This window comes from Bradyrhizobium sp. MI1.11, from assembly GCF_055811255.1.
Genome location: NZ_JBVVPM010000004.1, coordinates 17,799 through 35,330 on the forward strand (window position 1 = coordinate 17,799; position 17,532 = coordinate 35,330).

Annotated in this window: 20 protein-coding genes; 9 read left to right on the forward strand and 11 right to left on the reverse strand. The window is 63.7% G+C overall.

The features are described from left to right. A complete protein-coding gene (locus tag AC0L30_RS05160) occupies positions 1 to 393 on the reverse strand; it encodes an ArsR/SmtB family transcription factor (RefSeq protein ID WP_007603136.1) in 393 nt (130 codons plus the stop codon). Positions 394 to 657: 264 nt separating this feature from the next. Here AC0L30_RS05160 and AC0L30_RS05165 point away from each other — a divergent pair, with 264 nt between their 5' ends. Continuing rightward, positions 658 to 1,821: a serine hydrolase gene (locus AC0L30_RS05165; RefSeq protein ID WP_473403930.1), complete on the forward strand. Its 1,164-nt coding sequence runs from the start codon at positions 658 to 660 to the stop codon at positions 1,819 to 1,821. A 67-nt stretch (positions 1,822 to 1,888) separates the two neighbouring features. Here AC0L30_RS05165 and AC0L30_RS05170 read toward each other — a convergent pair whose 3' ends face one another. Next, the gene (locus tag AC0L30_RS05170; protein ID WP_354201845.1) at positions 1,889 to 2,710 is read right to left on the reverse strand and encodes an outer membrane protein; all 822 of its coding nucleotides are present in this window, start codon (positions 2,708 to 2,710) and stop codon (positions 1,889 to 1,891) included. Positions 2,711 to 2,982: 272 nt separating this feature from the next. Then, entirely contained in the window at positions 2,983 to 3,687 is a 705-nt protein-coding gene (locus AC0L30_RS05175; RefSeq protein ID WP_219684124.1) for an SDR family oxidoreductase, read from the reverse strand. Between the two features lie 122 nt (positions 3,688 to 3,809). Here AC0L30_RS05175 and AC0L30_RS05180 point away from each other — a divergent pair, with 122 nt between their 5' ends. After that, positions 3,810 to 4,652, forward strand: a complete 843-nt coding sequence (locus tag AC0L30_RS05180) for a GNAT family N-acetyltransferase (RefSeq protein WP_473403931.1) — start codon at positions 3,810 to 3,812, stop codon at positions 4,650 to 4,652. 1 nt (position 4,653) lies between these two features. On the opposite strand, the gene AC0L30_RS05185 is transcribed toward AC0L30_RS05180, so the two are convergent. Next, positions 4,654 to 5,094 (reverse strand): hypothetical protein, encoded by a 441-nt coding sequence (locus AC0L30_RS05185; RefSeq protein WP_007603127.1) that lies wholly within the window; start codon positions 5,092 to 5,094, stop codon positions 4,654 to 4,656. A gap of 284 nt (positions 5,095 to 5,378) precedes the next feature. Between AC0L30_RS05185 and AC0L30_RS05190 the strand changes: the two genes are divergently transcribed. Continuing rightward, entirely contained in the window at positions 5,379 to 5,663 is a 285-nt protein-coding gene (locus AC0L30_RS05190) for a hypothetical protein (protein ID WP_473403932.1), read from the forward strand. Between the two features lie 53 nt (positions 5,664 to 5,716). Here the strand turns inward: AC0L30_RS05190 and AC0L30_RS05195 are convergent, their stop codons facing one another. The 6 genes from AC0L30_RS05195 to AC0L30_RS05220 all read right to left on the reverse strand — a co-directional run bounded on the left by AC0L30_RS05195 (position 5,717) and on the right by AC0L30_RS05220 (position 8,664). Further along, complete coding sequence (locus tag AC0L30_RS05195) at positions 5,717 to 6,007, reverse strand: hypothetical protein (protein ID WP_007603124.1); 291 nt, start codon at positions 6,005 to 6,007, stop codon at positions 5,717 to 5,719. Between the two features lie 20 nt (positions 6,008 to 6,027). Beyond that, positions 6,028 to 6,447: a curlin gene (locus AC0L30_RS05200; RefSeq protein WP_283843468.1), complete on the reverse strand. Its 420-nt coding sequence runs from the start codon at positions 6,445 to 6,447 to the stop codon at positions 6,028 to 6,030. A gap of 69 nt (positions 6,448 to 6,516) precedes the next feature. Next, a complete protein-coding gene (locus tag AC0L30_RS05205) occupies positions 6,517 to 6,894 on the reverse strand; it encodes a curlin (RefSeq protein ID WP_035994730.1) in 378 nt (125 codons plus the stop codon). Positions 6,895 to 6,925: 31 nt separating this feature from the next. Continuing rightward, on the reverse strand, positions 6,926 to 7,318 hold the full coding sequence (locus tag AC0L30_RS05210) for a curlin (protein ID WP_035994727.1): 393 nt from the start codon (positions 7,316 to 7,318) through the stop codon (positions 6,926 to 6,928). A 119-nt stretch (positions 7,319 to 7,437) separates the two neighbouring features. After that, positions 7,438 to 7,839: a hypothetical protein gene (locus AC0L30_RS05215; RefSeq protein WP_007603123.1), complete on the reverse strand. Its 402-nt coding sequence runs from the start codon at positions 7,837 to 7,839 to the stop codon at positions 7,438 to 7,440. Between the two features lie 165 nt (positions 7,840 to 8,004). Then, entirely contained in the window at positions 8,005 to 8,664 is a 660-nt protein-coding gene (locus tag AC0L30_RS05220; RefSeq protein ID WP_354158519.1) for a response regulator transcription factor, read from the reverse strand. A 641-nt stretch (positions 8,665 to 9,305) separates the two neighbouring features. Between AC0L30_RS05220 and AC0L30_RS05225 the strand changes: the two genes are divergently transcribed. The 5 genes from AC0L30_RS05225 to AC0L30_RS05245 all read left to right on the forward strand — a co-directional run bounded on the left by AC0L30_RS05225 (position 9,306) and on the right by AC0L30_RS05245 (position 15,820). After that, a complete protein-coding gene (locus AC0L30_RS05225; protein WP_473403933.1) occupies positions 9,306 to 10,733 on the forward strand; it encodes an efflux RND transporter periplasmic adaptor subunit in 1,428 nt (475 codons plus the stop codon). Next, positions 10,730 to 11,455, forward strand: coding sequence for an ABC transporter ATP-binding protein (locus tag AC0L30_RS05230; protein ID WP_354128528.1), 726 nt, complete (start codon positions 10,730 to 10,732; stop codon positions 11,453 to 11,455). Before AC0L30_RS05225 ends, AC0L30_RS05230 begins: the two co-directional genes overlap by 4 nt. Further along, a complete protein-coding gene (locus AC0L30_RS05235) occupies positions 11,452 to 12,675 on the forward strand; it encodes an ABC transporter permease (RefSeq protein ID WP_106944263.1) in 1,224 nt (407 codons plus the stop codon). The genes AC0L30_RS05230 and AC0L30_RS05235 overlap by 4 nt, the downstream gene beginning before the upstream one ends. A gap of 48 nt (positions 12,676 to 12,723) precedes the next feature. Beyond that, the gene (locus AC0L30_RS05240; protein WP_035994724.1) at positions 12,724 to 13,041 is read left to right on the forward strand and encodes a response regulator transcription factor; all 318 of its coding nucleotides are present in this window, start codon (positions 12,724 to 12,726) and stop codon (positions 13,039 to 13,041) included. Between the two features lie 913 nt (positions 13,042 to 13,954). Beyond that, a complete protein-coding gene (locus AC0L30_RS05245) occupies positions 13,955 to 15,820 on the forward strand; it encodes an alkaline phosphatase family protein (protein WP_473403934.1) in 1,866 nt (621 codons plus the stop codon). A gap of 39 nt (positions 15,821 to 15,859) precedes the next feature. On the opposite strand, the gene AC0L30_RS05250 is transcribed toward AC0L30_RS05245, so the two are convergent. After that, on the reverse strand, positions 15,860 to 16,447 hold the full coding sequence (locus tag AC0L30_RS05250; protein WP_473403935.1) for a hypothetical protein: 588 nt from the start codon (positions 16,445 to 16,447) through the stop codon (positions 15,860 to 15,862). Between the two features lie 392 nt (positions 16,448 to 16,839). Between AC0L30_RS05250 and AC0L30_RS05255 the strand changes: the two genes are divergently transcribed. Further along, entirely contained in the window at positions 16,840 to 17,499 is a 660-nt protein-coding gene (locus tag AC0L30_RS05255; protein ID WP_007603114.1) for a peroxiredoxin, read from the forward strand. Positions 17,500 to 17,532: the final 33 nt, after the last annotated feature.

Below are 17,532 nucleotides of genomic sequence, written 5' to 3' on the forward strand. Positions count from 1 at the left end.
TCAGGAACCTTTCCGTTTGATCGTCTTGTTACTTGTCTTGGACGGCCGCTTGGCAGCCGTCCGCTCTTTCTTCAGCTTCATCACATAGGCTTCGAAGCGATCGAGCCGCGCCTCCCAGATCGCACGCTGGTGCTGGAACCAGTCTTCCGCAGTGAGGAGTGCGTCAGGACTGAGGCGGCAGGTGCGCACGCGGCCGGATTTCTCCGACAGGACGAGCCCGCTCGTCTCCAGCACGTGGATGTGTTTCATGAAGCTCGGCAGCGCCATCTCGAACGGATCGGCTAGCTCGCCGACCGATGCTTCGCCGGCGCAGAGCCGCATCACGATCGCCCGCCGGGTGGGATCGGCAAGGGCCGCGAAAACCTGATCGAGTCGGGATAATTGGTTAGCCATGGAGCTAACTATAGAGCTGCCGCCATCTGGCGTCAATAATTGTTAGCCAATTAGCTAAGTTAAATTTTGCCGACGGGTAACCTGGGTGGAGCGAAGCGTAATCCAGGGCCGCTCGCTCGGCTGCGGCGCTATCCCGGATTGCGCTTCGCTCCATCCGGGCTACAAACCACTCGCGCGGAACCCACCACGCGCAATCGTGAATTGGGAGGTACCGCCCCTCCCGCTACAAGAGAATGGGGGCGCATCGAATCCTGCGCCAGAGCCGTGCCGTCTGTTGTCACCTCATCGTATCTCACCCGACGGGCGCTGGCCCGGGCTGCGCTCGTTCCGCTCGCGCTTGCCTGGCCGCGCGGCGCCGCCGCGGATTCCGACATGATCGCGCAGATGCGCGACATCGTCGCGAACGAGCTGGCGCCGACCGCAACACCGGACCAGCCGGGCGGTCTCGCCGCCGCGCTTTATGCCGGCAGCCATGTCGAGTTCTTCAACTACGGCTTTGCCGACGACGCCACGCAAAGGCCGGTCACGCCGGATACGCTGTTCAACCTCGGTTCCCTGCGTAAGCCGTTCGAGGCGACGCTGGTCGCGCTCGGCACCCTCCGCGGCGAGCTGCGGCTCGACGATCGTCTGGCGAAATATCTCCCGGAGCTCACCGGCGACTATGTCCGCCGCGTCACCGTTGGCGAGCTCGTGACGCACACCTCAGGCATGCTGCTGCCGACCGACCATCCGCCCTGGCCGAGCGACACGTTTTCCCGCGCGCAGCTCATCGACATGTTCAACAGCTGGCGACCGCAAGCCGGCGAGGTGCCGGGCAAGCAGCGCGTCTACAGCCACGCCGGCTATGTACTGCTTCAGCTCGTGCTCGAGCGCTGTTACGGCGCTCCGATCGCGACCCTGCTCGAACAACGTATCCTCAAGCCGATCGGCATGAATGCGACCTCCGTGCCCGAACGCGGCGAAGACAGCCGTGCCGTCATGGACGCGGCCTGGATGCAGCGCGCGGTCCAGGGCTACTCGGATCAGGGCATGGCGATCGGCCCCATCGGCAACCAGCAGAGTTATTTTGATTTTCCCGGCACGGGCCAGATGTTTTCCTCGCCGCGGGACCTCGCGACATTCGTTGCTGCCTGCGTCGACGGGCGGTCGATCGATCCGCAGTTGCGCGAGGCATTGCGGATGACGCAGCACGAGATTTTCCGGGTCGACGAGACGTTTGGACAGGGAATGGCCTGGGAGACGGTGCGCCTTCCAGGGGTGGCCGTCGTCGACAAACCGGGTGGGCTCAACAACGCTTCCGGCTATATCGGCCTCGTGCCGGCACAGCGGATCGGGATCGTGCTGCTCGCCAATCGGGGCGAATATCCCCACGAGATCGCGCGCTACAGGATCCTGCCGGCGTTGGCGCATCTGGTAGCATCGCACTAAACCCGCCTAGGAAACAGAAAGCCCCGACTGAGCCGGGGCTTTCCACGCCAGGGACGGAACGGGATGCTCAGTATCTGGCGACGACCGGTCCGCCGAATTTGTAGTTCACGCCGACGCGCACGATGTTCGACTTGAGATCGACCGAGTGGGTGAAGACGTTGGTCGGAAATGCGCCGCCAAGCAGATTGGTGCTGGTCACGGTGCTGCGTCCAAGATCGACGTAGAGATATTCGGCCTTAAGCGACCAACCGCCGCCGACGGCGTATTCGGTGCCGACGCCCGCGGTCCAGCCGAGGCGTGTGTCGCGGATAGCAGCCGACTCCGTTGCCGCGGCGAACGTGTCGGTGAAGTTGAAATTGCCCTTCACCTCGGCGATGGCCGCGCCGCCGGTGGCATAAAGCAGCCAGGTCGGAGCCGCGAGGAAGCCGATGCGACCGCGGATCGTGGCGAGCCAGTCGGCCGAGACCTGCGAGGACACGGTGAAGCCGGTCGGGGCGCAGCAGGGATAGAGCGCCGAACCCGTCGCGCTGCCCTTGAAGCCGAAATAGTTGATGTCGCCTTCGAGGCCGAGCACGGCGTTATTGAGTTGCCAGTTGTAGCCGGCGGTAAAACCGCCCGTGACGCTGGAGCTGTTGACGCGCTGGGCGCCGACTGCCGCAATCGCGGAAACACTGGAGCTCGCGAAATAGGCGGCGGGATCGAACGCAGTCGAGGTGGCCGGATCGGCGCTGCCCCATTGTCCGCCGACATTGCCGCCGACGTAAAAGCCGGTCCAGTTATAGGCCGTCGCCATCATCGGCGCTTTGGTATAGTGCGCCGCGAGGTCGGCAGCCTGCAAGGATGCGGAGCCCAAGACAACCCCGGCAGCCGCCAGCAAAAACTTCTTCATTCCAGTCTCCTTGCCTCACGCGATTGATCTCGCGTTTCGAATGCGCGCGGGCGGAAGTTGTCCGGCGCAGATCGGGCATAGGGCGTGGACTGCTTGCCGTCTTGGGCTGCGGCGAAGTTCATAGGGACTGTGACGTAGTGCGGGCCGTGCGGCGCGCGAACGCGCGACGGGTGTGACCGAGGGACCACGAGTTATCCCTCATCCGCGGCGCACGACGCACGTCCGCGTCGCATCGCGACAAGAGCGCTAAACGCGATTCGAATCCCCGCGTCTCAGACCGAACGCGTCAGTCCGCCGTCGACGCGGATGTTCTGGCCGGTGATGTAGGCCGCGCCGTCGGACGCCAGGAACGAGATCGTCGCGGCGATCTCCTCGACCTTGCCGTAGCGCCGCATCGGCACGCTGTCGCGGCGCGCATCTAACTGCGGCAGGCTGTCGATCCAGCCCGGCAGCACGTTGTTCATGCGAATGTTGTCGGCGGCATGGGTGTCGGTGAAGATCTTCGTGAAGGCGGCGAGGCCGGCGCGGAACACCGCCGAGGTCGGAAACATCGCACTCGGCTCGAATGCCCAGGCGGTCGAGATGTTGATGATGGCGCCGGCCTTCTGCGTCTGCATGATCGGCATCACCAGCCGGGTCGGACGGATCACGTTGAGCAGATAGGTGTCGAGGCCGGTGTGCCACTGCTCGTCGGTGATCTCCGTGATCGCCGCCCGGGGCCCATGGCCCGCGCTGTTGACGAGCACGTCGATGCGTCCCCATTTGGTCATCGCCCCGTCAACCAGCCGCTTCAGATCGTCGTTCGATTTGTTGGAGCCGGTGATCCCTAACCCGCCGAGCTCGGCTGCCAGCGCCTCGCCCTTGCCGGAAGAAGACAGGATGGCGACGCGAAAGCCGTCGGCTGCGAGCCGGCGCGCGGCCCCTGCCCCCATGCCGCTGCCGCCGGCGGTCACGAGTGCGACCTTCTCTGCTGCCATCTCTGCTGCCATGACCGATCATCCTCTATGATATCGTGGAGGCGAGCCGCGGGCTCGGCCTATCATGAGGCCTTCTACCGCCGGACCAGCCGGAAGGTCCACCGTCGAAAGCGACCTGAAAGATGAGCGATTTGCAGATCCGCAATTTGCGCCCCGAGGAGATCGCCATCGCGGTCGACTGGGCCGCGGCGGAAGGCTGGAATCCGGGCCTCTCCGATGCCGCCTGTTTCGCGATCCCGGACGCGAGGGGCTTCTTCGTCGGCGAGATCGACGGCGAGCCGGTCGCGACCGTCTCCTGCGTCAACTACGACGATCGCTTTGCATTTCTCGGATTCTACATCGTGCGATCGGGTTTTCGCGACAGAGGCCACGGCCTGCGCGTCTGGAACGCGGCGATCGCGCATGCGGGCACTCGCGTGATCGGCCTCGACGGCGTCGTGGCGCAGCAGGACAATTACAGAAAGTCCGGCTTCCAGCTTGCTTACGCCAATGTCCGCTATGGCGGCTTCGTCGCCGCGCCACCGAGGCCGCCCGCCGATGTCGTTGCGCTCGACACGATCCCGTTTACGTTCGTTGAAGCCGACGATGCCACGGTGTTCCCGGCTCCGCGCGGCGCCTTCCTGCGTGCCTGGATCGGCACATCAGGACATGTCGGTCGCGCGCTGCTGCGCGACGGCAAGCTCGCCGCATGGGGCGTGATCCGACCGTGCCGGGCCGGCCGTAAGATCGGCCCGCTCGTCGCCGACGACCGTGCGGCGGCGGACGCGATCGTGCAGGCCCTGCTGGCGAGCGCAAACGGCGGCGAAATCTTCCTCGACGTCCCCGCCGTCAATCGCGAGGCGATTGCGCTCGCGGAACAGCTCGGGCTGAAGCCGGTGTTCGAGACGGCGCGGATGTACACAGGGCCAATCGCGCCGCTGCGGATCGACCGCGTCTTCGGCGTGACCAGTTTTGAGCTGGGTTAGCTCAGTAGCAGCGCATGATGTTGACGGTGTGCTCGCCGCCGCCGCGGCCGGGCACAGTCACCTGCTCCGTCGGACAGCTCGGCACGTAGGGCCGGTCGGACGGCACCACGTTTGGCGGGAAGCGATGCGTCCAATCCCAGGGAACGTCGTACGTATAGGTGTAGCGCACGTCGCTGGAGACGGGCTGGGCGGTCTCGGCGAAAGGCTGACCGTAGCCTGCATTGTCATAGTAGAACCCGCCGCCGCCCGGCCAGTAGACCCAGGGCGTGTTGCGGCCACGGAACCTGGCGCCCGGCGCAATCGGCGGACGCACCGCCGGACCGGAAGGCGTGGCGGCATGTGCGACGGCGCCGCCGGGTCGGGCAAAACTGTCGCTGGGAGCGAGGAGCAGCGCGGCTGCGCTGAGCGAGGCGAGCAACGCCCCAAATGATCTGGACATCATGATACGCACCAACTCGTTTGGCTTCGCGGATAGCGGCTCCCCGCGACACGCTAGGCCGGGCTGTCGCCCACCCGCAAACGTATAATTAATTATTGGTTAAGGCACGGGATTAACAGGGAACAGACTGCGGCAAGACGCCCGGGAATCCCGACTGATGTGGCAGGTGTTCCGGGAAAAGCGGACTTCATAACCAGTTGATCGGAGTTGATCGCTTCGGCCGAAGACACCCGGAACGCTCCCGCACTGCGGTCGTTGGCTCCCGACACCAGCAAGGAGCATCTCCAATGCAGAACAAATCGAAACTCCTCTGCCTGATCACGGCTTCGCTCGTCGCGGGCACGGCGGCCGCCTCGGCCCAGGGCTATGATTGGAGCGGACCGCGCGCGGGATGGGACCGCACCGCTCCCGCTTACCAACCGGTTCAGCCACGCGCGTACTATCCGGATGTCGCCGGACCTTACGGTGCGCTCAACGGCACCAACCATCCGGCGCCGAGCTCGACGCAGGGCGATGTCGGCCCGGAGGGCAACAACAACGGCACCGTGACCGGCGTCTATCGCAGCTGGTAGCGCTCGCTCACGACGTGGCCCATCGTCCATCACGGACGATGGGCCTTCGTGCGTCAGCGGCCCTGCTGCTTGCGCAGCCAGTCCAGCATATCCTGCGGATTTCCGGTGCCCTGCGACACGATGGCGGTGTTGCCGCCGCTGCGGCGATAGACCGTCGTGCGCCCAGGCTCCTTCTCGATCTTGACCTCGGCCTGCGCCGGATCGCCGCTCTGGGTAATGACGGACGTGCCATTCTCGTCCTGAACAATTGTGGTATGGCCGTCACCCGACTCGCCAGCTCCGGCCGGCCCGGCTGTCATCGCCGTCATGATGCTCATTCCTGCTGCAAGTACGATGAACCTCATGTTGCACCTCACCTTCGCGATCACCGGCTGAACTGAAATATCGACAGCCAGTTGAAGCGCCCGAATTGTCGCACCGTTCCCGTGTTCATATCTCCGATCTGGAGCAGGAGGGCGTTGGTGGAATTGCCGACCTGAGTGATGTCGGCAATATTGCTCACGCCCGACTGACCGATCGCCACATTGGTGGTGCCACCCACCTGGATCACATCGACATAATTGCGCGTGCCGTTCTGGATGATCGTCGCATCGACTGTTCCCGTACCACCGATCTGGATGACACGCGCAATATTGATGCGGCTGTTCTCTTCGATCGTGACCGGCTGGACATCGTTCCCGAATTGCACGATCGTTTCGATGCTTACGTTCCGGTTTGTCACGCCGCGCTGGACGGATCCGGCGGATGCCTCGGACGCGACGCTGACGGCGAACAATGCCGCCAATGCCAGGAGTAGCCTAGCGCATTTCATCGCTTGCCCCCATTCCATTTCTGACGACGAGGCCGCGCCGGCTCAATGGCTATTCTGGACAACAGTCGCCGAGTTGAACGCACCGAACTGGGACAGGAAACTGCTGGTGGACTGGCCGGCCTGGCCGACGAACGCGATATTATTCACGCCCGCCTGCCCGACCGATGCCGACGTCGTCCCGCCGAATTGCAGGATTCCGGTCGCGTTGTTCGTCCCGTTCTGAGTGACGGTCGCGCTGGTGCTGCCGCCGATCATGAACACGCCGGCCATGTTGAGCTGGCTGTTCTGGTTCAGCACGACCGGCGGGCCGCCGAGCGACACGATGGTCTTGATGTCGGCGGTCTGGGCACCGGCCGAGCCGGCGCCCACGCAACACAAGGTGAGAAATGCGCCACAGGCGGCGCCTGAAAAATGCCTCATGACATGCCTCGCTATCGAAAAAGATTTGCGATCAAGGAGTCTGCTGCAAAATCGTCGAGCCGTTCAGAATTCCGAGCTGTCCGACCGCCGCCGCGTTGTTCGCGCCGATCTGGCCGATCAGGCTCGAATTGGAGCCACCGGCCTGGCCGAGTAACGCGGTGTTGGACGCCGTCGCGGTGGTGCCGCCCTGCCCGATCACCGAAGTGTTGACGGTCAGGAGCGAACCCATCTGCAACGTGGTCGCAGTATTGGTGGCGCCGAATTGCATCGTGGTGGCGCTGTTGTTGGTGCCGCCACTCTGCGAGATGAAGGAGTTGTTGGTGGTGCCGAATTGCAGCACGCTGGCCGAGTTGCCGGCCTGGGCATCGACGGCGGTCAGCAGGCTGAACGCGACGATCGTGGCAACGAGATATTTTTGATGCATGACATTTCCTCCGCGAAAGTCGGCGGACAAGCTCTTACCGAGTCGTCCCGCCCGAGGCGGTGCTTTCAAGGATGGCACGGACGCGCCGCAGTTGACGCGTCCGGCCAAACGGGGCTGGCTTAGTGCGCCGTCTGCGAGACGGTGCTGCCGTTGATGCCGAACACGCTGAGCTGTCCGACGGCGGCGGCGTTGTTCTGGAGCGCGGCAGGCCCGAACGAGTTCTGGGTGATCGCGCTGCCGTTGTTGCCCAACGCCACCTGGCCGGTCGTCGCCGAGTTCTGCACGCCGATCTGGTTCACCGTGCTGCCGTTGTTGAGCGAGACCGCGCTGGTGCCCTGCATCGTGGTCGCACTGTTGATGATGCCGAGCTGGCTGGTCGACGAGGTGTCGTTGGTGAGGCCCTGCTGCGAGACGCTGGAACCGTTCACGGCGCCCACTTGCACGGTGGTCGAGGTGTTGGCGGCCTGCGCGGCGGAGGACAGGGCGAGCACGGCAACGGAAGCAAAAAACAATTTGCGCATGGAATATCCTTTCTGGCTAAGATCTCTGACTGGGTTCGGATGCCGTCTTGGAGGAGGCCGACATCGCAGGACAGACTTTGAACCGATCGTGCTGCGTGCGACAGACTGCAGTTCATGCTAATCGCTACGGACTAGACGTTGCACGGCGGCTTGGTGCCAGCGGCACTAGCTGTAAGGTTGTCCCGTGCCGATTCGTGCCGTCTCGTCTTCGCGTCCCATGCTGTCGACCAACCGCACCACCTCGATCGGCGAGCGAAGCTCCAGCTTTCGCATCATCCTGGTGCGATGGACCTTGGCCGTCACTTCGCTCACCCCGAGTCTCGCTGCGATCTGCTTGGCGACGAGACCTTCGGCCATCAACAGCATGATCTCGCGCTCCCTCGCCGTCAGCGTCTCGACGCGCTGGCGAGCTTCGCGCACGCTATCTTCGCGTTCGAGCCGCCTGCGGTCGCGCTCGATGCCATGCCTGATCGCGTCGAGGATCTCCTGCTCGCGAAAGGGTTTTGGAAGAAACTCGACTGCGCCGCGCTTCATGGCCTCAACCGAGACGCGGACGTCGGAATGGCCGCTGATGAAGACGATCGGGATGAGCACGCCGGTCTCGGCGAGCCGGCGCTGAAGCTCGAGGCCGGTCGGCGCCGTGCCGGGAAAGCGGACGTCGAGCACGAGGCATGAAGGTCCGCCGGAAATACTCTCCCCGAGAAACTCGTCGGTCGACGCAAACAATTTCACCTGGTGCCCGGTCTCCTCGCAGAGATTTCCAATCGCAGTTCGAATCTGAATTTCGTCGTCAATAATATAAACTGTAGCTTGACCTGAACTCATGGCAACGGGCTCCCCGGCTTGGGGCTCGATGAACAAGCAGCGAGCCATCCATTCTTCTTGCAAGCGAGATCAAGGTGCTTGGATGAATTCGCGGGGATCGAGCGAGTCGCTCCGATCCGCCGCTTCGACGTCTTAGGGCCAACACCCGTTCAAGACGAGTGAAGGCGTTCACATATCGGGTTTCGTGATTGGGGGGATTCGCCCTCGCGACCTGCGGCATCATGGCGAGGCGCAATATCGACAATGCGACAATCGGGAGCGCAACGACCGGGAATGCGACGATCTGGCGTCGGAACTTCGGTATCGCCGACTGCGTCATGGCGTCGCCACCCACGTGCCGACTTGAACGCCCAGCGCTGGCCGCTTCGGCCAGAACAGACGGGACGTTCAGTCAGCTTGTCGAGTTCGATACCGCGCGCGTCATATCGATACGCTCCGTATGCATTTCCGGCAAGTCACGAAAGACAGCACCCCGCGGACTTTACTTCTGGATCATCAAGCGCGCCCGACCGTCGCCCCTACAGCAGCGACACACTGACGATCGACTGCGTTTTCTGTTTACAACCATAGCGCGTTTACAACCATAGCGCGATATTTGTCCTTGCCGCCAACGATGCCATTTCAAGAGGCGGGTTTTTGATATGCGATTTGTGCCAGTTATTGCCTTGCTCGGAACTGCATGTGGCCTCGCCGCGGTCTACGCCGCCCGGCCAGCCGTGATCAGCGACGCGGCCGGGAGCGCCGCGGAGAAGGCGGCCCGCGCCTATGAATCGACCCAGCGGCTGCTCAAACCCGTCGGGCGGGACGCACGAAGCTTCGGATCGGACGCCCCCGTATTCCGCTATGCCTCGATCCAGCGCGGCAGCATCGAGCAGACCATCACCGTCACCGGCGCCCTGCAGCCGGTCAAGACGATCGAGGTGGGTTCCCAGTTGTCCGGGCAGCTCGCCCGGGTCTATGTCGATTTCAACGACACCGTCACCAAGGATCAACCGCTCGCCCTGATCGATCCGCGCAGCTTTGCGGCCAAGGTCGACGAAGCCAGGGCGGCGGTGGCGGTGGCGAACTCTTTTGTCGACATCGAGCGGGCCAAGCTCGACCGCGCCAGGATCGATCTGCAAAACGCCAGGGGCAGCAGAGACGTCCTCGTGGCCAAGCTCGACAGCGCGCAGGCGGTCAAGGCGTCGGCGCAGAAGACCTTGCAGCGCAAACTGGCTCTACAGTCACAAAACGTCGTGGCGGTAACGGCGGTGGATGACGCCCAGACGGAGTTCACCGCAAGGCTTGCCCAAGAGCGCGAAGCCGAAGTCCTCATGTCCCTGAACGCCTACTCAGTCGACGGCGCGCAGGCCGATATCCGCCGGATCGAGGCGGAATTGCAGCAGGCACGAATGGCCGTGCCGGAGAAGGCGGCCGTTCTCGCTGCCGCCCAGGCCGATCTCGACCGCACCGTGATCCGCTCGCCGATCGATGGCGTCGTCGTTGGCAGGTTCGTCAACGAGGGCCAGACGCTTGCGGTCGGACTGGAATCGCGCACCACGTTCGTGGTCGCGCACCGACTGGAGGACATGGAAATTCACGCCCAGGTCGACGAAGCCGATATCGGGCGTATCGCGCCCGACCAGCGCGCTCATTTCACGGTGGATGCCTACCCGGACCGCCGCTTCGAGGCGGTGGTGCGGCAGGTGCGCAAGGCACCGCAGAACCAGCAGCACGTCGTGACCTACACCGTCGTCCTGGCGACCTCCAATCTCGACGGCGCGTTGCTGCCCGGCATGACGGCCCTGGTGAAGATCGTGATCGAGCGGCAGGATGACGTGCTGAAAGTGCCGCTTGCCGCGTTGCGCTTCCAGCCCTCCGGCACGCAGCCGGATGCCGCGGCGCGCAGCGGGGTGTGGGCGCGCACCGCAAGCGGCTCGCTCCGGCGTATTCCCGTGACTGTCGGCGCGGCCGGCACCGAACAGGTCGCGCTCAGGAGCGGAGACCTCGTCGAGGGCAGCCAGGTCGCCGTGGGTCAGGCCATCCGGCCGGTCGGCATGGAGTTTCTCGGCATCAGGTTCGGATCATGACGGCCCCCCAGCCCCTCATCAGCTTGCAGTCGGTCTCCAGGACCTATCGCGCCGACGGAGTAGCGGTGGCTGCGGTGCGCAATGTCAGCTTCGACATCGAACGAGGCGAGATCGTCGCGGTGATGGGACCGTCCGGCTCGGGAAAATCGACGCTGATGAACATGATCGGGCTGCTCGACCTGCCGAGCGAGGGTGCGCTCTATCTCGAGGGAGCCGACGTCGCCGATCTCTCGGAAGACCACCGGTCGTCCCTGCGCGCCCGCAGCATCGGCTTCGTATTCCAGTCCTACAATCTGCTCGCGCGCCACAATGCGATTGAGAACGTCGCGCTGCCGCTGGTCTATTGCGGCATCAGCCGCAAGGAGCGTCTGGCCCGCGCCGAGCAGAGCCTGGAGGCTGTCGGCATGGTGCACCGGGCCCACCACTTCCCACGGCAGCTCTCGGGCGGTGAGCAGCAGCGCGTCGCGATCGCGCGCGCCCTGATCGCCTCACCGCTGATCGTGCTCGCCGACGAACCGACCGGCGCGCTCGACAGCCGTACCGGCGCCGAGATACTGGCCCTGTTCGCCGCGCTCAACCGGACCGGCCAGACCATCGTGATGATCACGCATGATCCTGGGATCGCGACCCAGTGCCGGCGCACGATCCGCCTGCATGACGGCGCGCTCGTTGCTGACGAAACGCTGGCTCCGATCCTGCCGAAACGGAGTTCTGCGCCATGACGATGCTCCAGGGCTTTCAGATCGCGTTGCACGCCTTGCGCCTCAATCCGTTGCGCAGCATCCTCACCATGCTCGGCATCGTGATCGGCGTTGCCTCCATCGTGACCGTGTTTGCGATCGGGTCCGGCGCGCAGCTTCGCCTGCAGGAGCAGATTCGCTCGATCGGCGCCAACGTGCTGATGATCAACCCCGGCGCGGTCTACCAGGGCGGCGTGCGTCTCAAGGATGGCAGCAAGCTGACCATGACCGAGAGCGACGTGCAGGCGATTCTCGAGCAGATCCCCGAGATCCAGGCCGCGGCCGGTTCGATTGCAGGAACGGCGCAGGTCATTCACGAGAGCAAGAACTGGAACACGACGATCAACGGGACGACGACCGGGCACTTCATGGTGCGCGACTGGCAGCTTGCGACCGGGCGCTATTTTTCCGGCAGCGAGGAGGCAGGCGCCGGCAAGGTCGTGATCCTCGGCAGCACGGTGGCGCATGAGCTGTTCGCGCCCGGCGAGGACCCGATCGGCGCACAGATCAGGATCATGAAGGTGCCGCTCGAAGTGGTCGGCGTCCTCGATCGCAAGGGACCGGCGCAGGACGACGTTGCCTTCGTGCCGCTCACCACCGCCAAGCTGCGCTTCCTCGGCAGCGCAAGCAACATCAACCGGGATTCGGTCGCCTACATCATCGCCAAGGTGGCTGCGGACGGACAGATGGCGGGGGCGCGAACGGAGATCGAAAACCTGCTGCGGCAGCGGCACCGTATTCCCGCCGGCCAGGAGGACGACTTCAAGGTCCAGGATCCGGCCGCCGCCATGGAAGCGCAGCAGGGAGCGATCCGCACCGTCGCGCTCCTGCTCGTCGCCATCGCCTCGGTCTCGCTGCTGGTTGGCGGCATCAGCATCATGAATGTCATGATCGTGTCGGTCACCGAGCGCACGCGCGAAATCGGAATCCGCCGCGCGCTTGGCGGGCGGATGCGGGACATCCGGCTTCAGTTTCTCTGCGAGGCGCTCGTGCTCTGCCTGCTCGGCGGGGCGATCGGCGTCGGTGCCGGCGTCACGCTCTCGATGACGGTCGCTCGCATGGCAGGATGGATCACCTCGATTGATGGCCAGGCGATCGGCCTTGCCCTCGCCTTCTCGATCGCGACCGGCCTGATCTTCGGTTTTTATCCCGCCCACAAGGCATCCAAGCTCAGTCCGATCGAGGCACTCAAGACGGAGTGAGAACATGCTGGGGTGTTCGCGTCGACCAGAGGCCACGGAGGAGCAGTCATGAGTCCGGATTCGAAACATCCGATCACACCAACGCCACGCGAGCGGGACCTGATGATGCTGATCGCACGCGGAATGCAGAACAAGAACATTGCGTACGAGCTCAAAATCTCGGAGAACACGGTGCGGGCGCATATCGGCAACATCATGCGCAAATACCGTCTCCAGAACCGGACCCAGATCGCGATCATCTTTGCCCTGCAGGCGGCGCCGCCATCGCTTCGCCGCAACCTGGCCAATGGCGGCCGCAATTCCACGGCGGCAGCGCCGGCTAAGGCGGTCGCGCAGAATACGCCGGTGCCGACGGCACCGGATTGACCGCTCCGGCCACAATCCCTTGCGTCGTCTCAGACGAAACACCCAAGTCCGGGGTCAACGGACCGGCGACAAAATATTTCTCTTTATTAGAATTCGGATTTTTGTTAGAAATTTATCACTCCGGCCCAAGGAAGAGGGCGTATCGCGATCGTCACGAACGCGGGCTGGACGGCGGTGGACGTTAGTCACATCGGCGCGAGGGGCTTCGCAGGGCGGGCAACCGTGAGTGAAGGCCTCGCGCACACGACCGGTGTGATCGGCGTACGGCGAAATCGTGTGGTCCTGACGCCCGGGGTCTGTGCGTCAAGCGTTGCGGTGATGTGGGTTGCCCGACCGGGCAGACGCATCAGCCATCCGCAAGGCGACGGGGGCAATAGTGCATCGCTCCCCGGGGAGAGCACGACATAAGCCGTAAAGCCACTGCGCAGGGAAGGCCGGTTGTTTTGGCTTCACCTGTATGCCGCTGTGCAATGTTCTTACGACAATTTCGCACAGTGGACCGCGGGTGCCAGCCGGCACCCGGTCTTCCCTGCGCCCTCTTTCATTTGAGGGTGAGGCGACGAGGCAAAGCTCGGACGAATGCGCCGCGAGGATGCGAAGGTGCGTCTGCGATCGAAAATGTGAATGGAAGCGTGACGCTGCCACCCAAAGACTCCGTCATTGCGAGCGCAGCGAAGCAATCCAGTCTGCCGCCGCGGAAAGATTCTGGATTGCTTCGCTACGCTCGCAATGACGATGCTGAAGCAGTTGCCTGCCGACACCGCGATCTCGTGCCCCGGACGCCGCGCAGAGCGGGGCCCCTCCCCTTCTTTGCATGCCGCTCCGCTCTTGTAACAAAACCGTCATGCAGCGAAACTAAACGAAGCCGGGGGCCGCGGTTGGCGGCCAAGCCGCCTCGCAGGGAGAGATTTTGATGCGCCGTTCACTGGTGTTGCTGTCAGCCGGACTGACAGTGTTGTCCGCCGGACTCTCGACCGGATCTGCCTCCGCCGAGAACAACACGCCCCGTAACCTGATCCTGTTCATTCCGGACGGCCTGCGGGCGCTGAAGGTCACACCCGAGACCGCCCCCGCAATGGCCGAAATCCGCGACAAGGGCGTCAATTTCAAGAATTCGCACTCGCTGTTCCCGACCTTCACCATGGCCAACGGCTCGGCGATGTCGACCGGCCATTATCTCGGCGATACCGGCGTGTTCTCCAACACGATCTGGACCAACTACACCTCGGTGCCCGCCGGCGACACCGTCGTCCCCTTCATCGAGAATGACGCCGTGCTCGGCGACATCGACGAGCATTTCAAGGGCGACTATCTCAATGAAGACACGATCCTGAAGCTGGCCCGCGACAAGGGCTACAGCACCGCCGCGCTCGGCAAGCATGGTCCGACCTATCAGTTCGACCACACCGACAAGCCCGAAAAGACCGGCCTGCATTCGGTCGTGTTCGACGATGCCACCGGCGGCAAAAATGGCGTGGCGCTGTCAGACGAGGTCAAGGCCGCTCTCACCAAGGCCGGCCTGCCCCTCGCAACGCCGCCGCGCGGCGACAACTCCAAGGCGGGCGATGCCAAGACGCCCGGCACCACGGTGGCCAACGTCGCGCAGCAGGCCTATTTCGCCGACGTCGCGGCCAAGGTCGTGCTGCCGATGTTCAAGGCCCGCAACAAGCCGTTCGTGCTGGTGTTCTGGTCGCGCGACCCCGACGGCAGTCAGCACAACACCGGCGACAGCCTCAACCAGATCATGCCCGGCATCAACGGGCCGACCTCGATGGCCGGCATCAAGAATGCCGACAACAACCTCGCCCAGCTCCGCAAGGCGCTGGACGAGCTCGGCCTTGCCGCCACCACCAATATCATGGTCCAGGCCGACCATGGCTTCTCGACCATCTCCAAGGAAAGCAAGACCAGCCCCTCGGCCAAGGTCAGCTATGACGACACGCCAAAGGACTTTTTGCCGATGGGCTTTCTGGCGCTCGACCTCGCCAAGGCGCTCGACCTGCCGCTGTTCGATCCCAACGACAAGAATGCGAAGATCGAGGGCAACAAGCATCCCAAGGCCGGCAACGGCGTGCTCGGCAAGGATCCGGAAAAGCCCGATCTCGTCGTCGCTACTAATGGCGGCTCGGACCTGATCTATCTGCCGAACAAGGACAAGAAGCTGGCGGCCAGGACCGTCAAGACGCTGCTCGAGCAGGACTACGTCTCCGGCCTGTTCGTCGACGACTCGCTCGGCCGCTTCCCGGGCACGCTGCCGCTGTCGAGCATCAACCTGCGCGGCAAGGCGGCGACGCCGACGCCGGCGATCGTCGTCAACTTCCGCTCCTATGCCAGCGATTGCGGCGAGGCGCCGACCAACTGCTCGGTGCAGGTCGCCGACACCGTGCTGCGCCAGGGCCAGGGCATGCATGGCAGCTTCAGCCGCGGCGACACCATGAACTTCATGGCCGCCATCGGCCCGGACTTCAAAGCCGGCTATGTCAGCGAGATCCCGGTGAGCAATGCCGACGTCGGCATGACGGCCGCCCAGCTCCTCGGCCTGCGCGGTTCGCAGAACGGCGGTCTGGTCGGCCGCGTGATGTCGGAGGCCCTGCCCAACGGCATCTTGCCGAAGGCGTACAAGGGAGTCGAGAAATCGAAGAAATCCGAGAACGGCCTGCAGACCGTGCTGAACTTCCAGCGCGTCGGCAGCCAGCGCTATTTCGACACTGCCGGCTTCCCGGGCCGCACGCTCGGGCTGGAGCCGGATACCGGCAAACAAAAAACGGCGGGGAAATAACCCCGCCGCTCAAATGCGTCCTCGTGAGAGGCGCAGAATTTACATGCCGATGTCGAACACGTTCGGCAATTGGCCCGCCAGAGGCAGCGCGGTGGCGCCCAGGAAGGTCGCCACCATCGCCATCAGGCGACGGTTGTTGTGGCGTTTGCCGCGCATCTGGCCGGCGATCCACTCCAGCATTTCGCTGTTGACCTTGGAGGCATAGGACGGCGCCCACCCCTCGATATCGGACTCGGCCGACAGCGCGACGCTGCGCGGCGGTACCTTCAGGCCGGAGGCGCTCGCCGCATAATGGGCGACCGCCTTGGCTAGCAAATCGTCGAACCGGCCGCCATCGGTGCGCTCGGTCGCGGCTTCGTTGATCTCGAACAGGACTTCGGCCTCAGTGCGGCTGATCGGCTGGTCGTTGACGGCTGTGGCGGTCAGGATGCGGGCGCACCAGGCGGTGTCATCGGCATCGAGCGAGCGGGAGAAATGGACCCTTCCCTTGGTGGTCGGGCCTTCGCCCGTGATCACGCCGTCGCGCACGATGGTCAGTGCATGGGCCGAGGTATCGCGGCAGGACGGTTCGAGGCAGGACGGTTCGAGGGACGGCGACTCAATAGACTTATGCGCAGCGGCAGACATAGTTCACTTCCAGATTTCTTCTGATCGGCCAGCATTTTCATGCCGGCGTAAAGGGGTGGTTAATGATTCGGTACGGGGGTCGCGACTTTTTGAGATGGTTGCCAATTGGTCGCTGTCAGGACCATTTCGGTTCTGGGAAGCGACGGGCGAGCGTGATGGAAGTCATAAAAGGCTTTCTCGGGGCAATCGCGCCCGTATAGCCCCGGTGGAGATGTTTCGCCGCAGGCGCGGCTGTAACAAAAAGGTGCTAGGAAATCAGGCCTTCAAAGAAGGAATTCACATTTTACTTGAAGCAGTTCAGTTAGCGTTCACTTGGGATCGTGGAGCCCCTATAATGGTCACCACGGTCCAAGATGAATTCGCAAGTAAATTCAATAACATGAGGTAGAACCATGACACTTCCGATCGGCGCCACCGCCCCCGACTTCGAAGCCGAGACCACCGAAGGGAAGATCAAGTTCCACGACTGGATCGGCAATAGCTGGGCGCTGCTGTTCTCGCATCCCAAGGACTTCACGCCGGTTTGCACGACCGAGCTCGGCGCGCTCGCCAAGCTGAAGCCGGAATTCGACAAGCGCGGCGTCAAGCTGATGGGCCTCTCGGTTGATCCGGTCGACCGCCACGCCAAATGGTCGGAGGACATCAAGGAGACGCAAGGCGCGGCCCCGAACTATCCGATGATCGGCGACACCGATTACAACGTCTCCAAGCTGTACGGCATGCTCCCGGCCGCGATCTCGGGCGATCCCCTCACCCGCACCGCCGCAGACAACCAGACCGTCCGCAACGTCTTCATCATCGGGCCGGACAAGAAGATCAAGCTGGTGCTGGTCTATCCGATGACGACGGGCCGGAACTTCCAGGAGATCCTCCGCGTCATCGACTCGCTCCAGCTCACCGCCAAGCACCGCGTCGCGACCCCGGCCGACTGGTCGCAGGGTGACGACGTCATCATCGCGGGCTCGGTCTCCAATGACGAGGCCAAGACGATCTACCCGCAGGGCTGGAAGGAGCCGAAGCCCTACATCCGGATCGTGCCGCAGCCGAAATAACGGAACTGTCATTCCGGGCGATGCGTCAGCGCC

Bases quoted from the DNA above. Each gene is read 5' to 3' on its own strand.
- AC0L30_RS05160 (WP_007603136.1), bottom strand. From the start codon at position 393: ATGGCTAACCAATTATCCCGACTCGATCAGGTTTTCGCGGCCCTTGCC.
- AC0L30_RS05170 (WP_354201845.1), bottom strand. From the start codon at position 2,710: ATGAAGAAGTTTTTGCTGGCGGCTGCCGGGGTTGTCTTGGGCTCCGCA.
- AC0L30_RS05175 (WP_219684124.1), bottom strand. From the start codon at position 3,687: ATGGCAGCAGAGAAGGTCGCACTCGTGACCGCCGGCGGCAGCGGCATG.
- AC0L30_RS05180 (WP_473403931.1), top strand. From the start codon at position 3,810: ATGAGCGATTTGCAGATCCGCAATTTGCGCCCCGAGGAGATCGCCATC.
- AC0L30_RS05185 (WP_007603127.1), bottom strand. From the start codon at position 5,094: ATGATGTCCAGATCATTTGGGGCGTTGCTCGCCTCGCTCAGCGCAGCC.
- AC0L30_RS05190 (WP_473403932.1), top strand. From the start codon at position 5,379: ATGCAGAACAAATCGAAACTCCTCTGCCTGATCACGGCTTCGCTCGTC.
- AC0L30_RS05195 (WP_007603124.1), bottom strand. From the start codon at position 6,007: ATGAGGTTCATCGTACTTGCAGCAGGAATGAGCATCATGACGGCGATG.
- AC0L30_RS05205 (WP_035994730.1), bottom strand. From the start codon at position 6,894: ATGAGGCATTTTTCAGGCGCCGCCTGTGGCGCATTTCTCACCTTGTGT.
- AC0L30_RS05210 (WP_035994727.1), bottom strand. From the start codon at position 7,318: ATGCATCAAAAATATCTCGTTGCCACGATCGTCGCGTTCAGCCTGCTG.
- AC0L30_RS05215 (WP_007603123.1), bottom strand. From the start codon at position 7,839: ATGCGCAAATTGTTTTTTGCTTCCGTTGCCGTGCTCGCCCTGTCCTCC.
- AC0L30_RS05220 (WP_354158519.1), bottom strand. From the start codon at position 8,664: ATGAGTTCAGGTCAAGCTACAGTTTATATTATTGACGACGAAATTCAG.
- AC0L30_RS05225 (WP_473403933.1), top strand. From the start codon at position 9,306: ATGCGATTTGTGCCAGTTATTGCCTTGCTCGGAACTGCATGTGGCCTC.
- AC0L30_RS05230 (WP_354128528.1), top strand. From the start codon at position 10,730: ATGACGGCCCCCCAGCCCCTCATCAGCTTGCAGTCGGTCTCCAGGACC.
- AC0L30_RS05235 (WP_106944263.1), top strand. From the start codon at position 11,452: ATGACGATGCTCCAGGGCTTTCAGATCGCGTTGCACGCCTTGCGCCTC.
- AC0L30_RS05240 (WP_035994724.1), top strand. From the start codon at position 12,724: ATGAGTCCGGATTCGAAACATCCGATCACACCAACGCCACGCGAGCGG.
- AC0L30_RS05245 (WP_473403934.1), top strand. From the start codon at position 13,955: ATGCGCCGTTCACTGGTGTTGCTGTCAGCCGGACTGACAGTGTTGTCC.
- AC0L30_RS05250 (WP_473403935.1), bottom strand. From the start codon at position 16,447: ATGTCTGCCGCTGCGCATAAGTCTATTGAGTCGCCGTCCCTCGAACCG.
- AC0L30_RS05255 (WP_007603114.1), top strand. From the start codon at position 16,840: ATGACACTTCCGATCGGCGCCACCGCCCCCGACTTCGAAGCCGAGACC.